General features: G+C 53.3%; 1 rRNA gene. It reads left to right on the top strand.

Annotation, left to right across the window (positions count from 1 at the left end):
* Positions 1-23 precede the first annotated feature (23 nt).
* Positions 24-2,981: ribosomal RNA gene (locus HQ945_RS22635) — 23S ribosomal RNA — on the top strand.
* The last annotated feature ends 68 nt before the right edge of the window (positions 2,982-3,049 follow it).

The following is a 3,049-nucleotide window of genomic DNA, read 5'->3' as shown; positions in this document are numbered from 1 at the left end:
AGATGGATATTGGCAATGAGAATGATCAAGTGTCTTAAGGGCATTTGGTGGATGCCTTGGCATGCACAGGCGATGAAGGACGTGATACGCTGCGATAAGCGTCGGGGAGGTGCGAATACCCTTTGATCCGACGATTTCCGAATGGGGAAACCCACCTTAGATACTTGGAAAATCTGTTTAGTTGGCCGGCGTCGGGACGTTGGTATGGGTCTCCCATACAGGCCGCCAGGCCGTCGCCAATCGTTTGGCGCGCCGTCCGCAGCGAGCAATCCTTTGAAAGGATTGCGACAGCGTGAGGACATAATGGTCCTTATTAACGCTGGCGTGACGCCGACAACTGCACAGGTTTCCAAGTATCGTTAATAAGGTATCTGACCTTCGAATACATAGGGGTTAGAAGCGAACCCGGGGAACTGAAACATCTAAGTACCCGGAGGAAAGGACATCAAACGAGACTCCGCTAGTAGTGGCGAGCGAACGCGGACCAGGCCAGTGGCTTTTATGAGACAAGTGGAACGCTCTGGAAAGGGCGGCTAGAATGGGTGACAGCCCCGTACACGTAATGCGAATGAAAGTCCTTGAGTAGGGCGGGACACGTGAAATCCTGTCTGAACATGGGGAGACCACTCTCCAAGCCTAAGTACTCGTGCATGACCGATAGCGAACCAGTACCGTGAGGGAAAGGTGAAAAGCACCCCGACAAGGGGAGTGAAAGAGATCCTGAAACCGAATGCCTACAAACAGTTGGAGCCCAAGATTTGTTCTGGGTGACAGCGTACCTTTTGTATAATGGGTCAGCGACTTAGTGTGACGAGCAAGCTTAAACCGGTAGGTGTAGGCGCAGCGAAAGCGAGTCTGAACAGGGCGTTCAGTTCGTCGCATTAGACCCGAAACCGAGTGATCTAGCCATGAGCAGGTTGAAGGCAAGGTAACACTTGCTGGAGGACCGAACCCGCATCTGTTGCAATAGATTGGGATGACTTGTGGCTAGGGGTGAAAGGCCAATCAAACTCGGAGATAGCTGGTTCTCCGCGAAATCTATTTAGGTAGAGCGTCGATTTTATACTTCCGGGGGTAGAGCACTGGATGGGCTAGGGGATCTCACCGATTTACCAAACCTAACCAAACTCCGAATACCGGAAAGTACTGATCGGCAGACACACGGCGGGTGCTAACGTCCGTCGTGAAGAGGGCAACAACCCTGACCACCATCTAAGGTCCCTAAGTTATGGCTAAGTGGGAAAGGATGTGAGGATCCCAAAACAACCAGGATGTTGGCTTAGAAGCAGCCATCATTTAAAGAAAGCGTAACAGCTCACTGGTCTAAATAAGGGTCTTTGCGCCGAAAATGTACCGGGGCTCAAGCCATACACCGAAGCTGTGGATTTGCCTGGCAACAGGCAAGTGGTAGCGGAGCGTTCCGTAAGCCGTTGAAGCCGGACCCGTGAGGGCTGGTGGAGGTATCGGAAGTGAGAATGCTGACATGAGTAACGATAAAGGGAGTGAGAGACTCCCTCGCCGAAAGTCCAAGGGTTCCTGCTTAAAGTTAATCTGAGCAGGGTTAGCCGGCCCCTAAGGCGAGGCCGAAAGGCGTAGTCGATGGGAACCACGTTAATATTCGTGGGCCTGCGGGTAGTGACGGATCGCGTATGTTGTTCCTCCTTATTGGATTGGAGGGGCTTCGAAGCGGTTCCAGGAAATAGCTCCCGCGTATAGACCGTACCCGAAACCGACACTGGTGGACTGGTAGAGAATACCAAGGCGCTTGAGAGAACTGCGTTGAAGGAACTCGGCAAATTGCACGCGTAACTTCGGAAGAAGCGTGACCCTTTTTTACGCAAGTAGAAGGGGGTGGCACAGACCAGGGGGTAGCGACTGTTTACCAAAAACACAGGGCTCTGCGAAGCCGTAAGGCGACGTATAGGGTCTGACGCCTGCCCGGTGCTGGAAGGTTAAGAGGAGAGGTGCAAGCTTTGAATCGAAGCCCCAGTAAACGGCGGCCGTAACTATAACGGTCCTAAGGTAGCGAAATTCCTTGTCGGGTAAGTTCCGACCTGCACGAATGGCGTAACGACTTCCCCGCTGTCTCCAACGCAGACTCAGTGAAATTGAATTCCCCGTGAAGATGCGGGGTTCCTGCGGTTAGACGGAAAGACCCCGTGCACCTTTACTATAGCTTTACACTGGCATTCGTGTCGGCATGTGTAGGATAGGTGGTAGACTTTGAAGCCGTGGCGCCAGCCATGGTGGAGTCACCCTTGAAATACCACCCTTATCGTCATGGATGTCTAACTGCGGCCCGTTATCCGGGTCCAGGACAGTGTATGGTGGGTAGTTTGACTGGGGCGGTCGCCTCCTAAAGAGTAACGGAGGCGCGCGATGGTGGGCTCAGACCGGTCGGAAATCGGTCGTCGAGTGCAATGGCATAAGCCCGCCTGACTGCGAGACTGACAAGTCGAGCAGAGACGAAAGTCGGTCATAGTGATCCGGTGGTCCCGCGTGGAAGGGCCATCGCTCAACGGATAAAAGGTACGCCGGGGATAACAGGCTGATGACCCCCAAGAGTCCATATCGACGGGGTTGTTTGGCACCTCGATGTCGACTCATCGCATCCTGGGGCTGGAGCAGGTCCCAAGGGTATGGCTGTTCGCCATTTAAAGCGGTACGTGAGTTGGGTTCAGAACGTCGTGAGACAGTTCGGTCCCTATCTGCCGTGGGTGTAGGAATATTGACAGGATCTGTCCCTAGTACGAGAGGACCGGGATGGACGTATCTCTGGTGGACCTGTTGTGGCGCCAGCCGCATAGCAGGGTAGCTATATACGGACGGGATAACCGCTGAAGGCATCTAAGCGGGAAACCCACCTGAAAACGAGTATTCCCTATCAGAGCCGTGGAAGACCACCACGTTGATAGGCCGGGTGTGGAAGTGCGGCAACGCATGAAGCTTACCGGTACTAATAGCTCGATCGACTTGATCATTCTCATTACAAATATCCATCCAAAACGCCCCAAAAGGCGTCAAAAGGTGAATAGCAAGTCGTCAGTAG

The organism is Phyllobacterium pellucidum (assembly GCF_013327855.1).
Taxonomy (GTDB): Bacteria; Pseudomonadota; Alphaproteobacteria; order Rhizobiales; family Rhizobiaceae; genus Phyllobacterium; species Phyllobacterium pellucidum.
The sequence above is the reverse complement of the archived record's forward strand: the minus strand, read 5'-3'. Positions and strand labels throughout refer to the sequence as shown.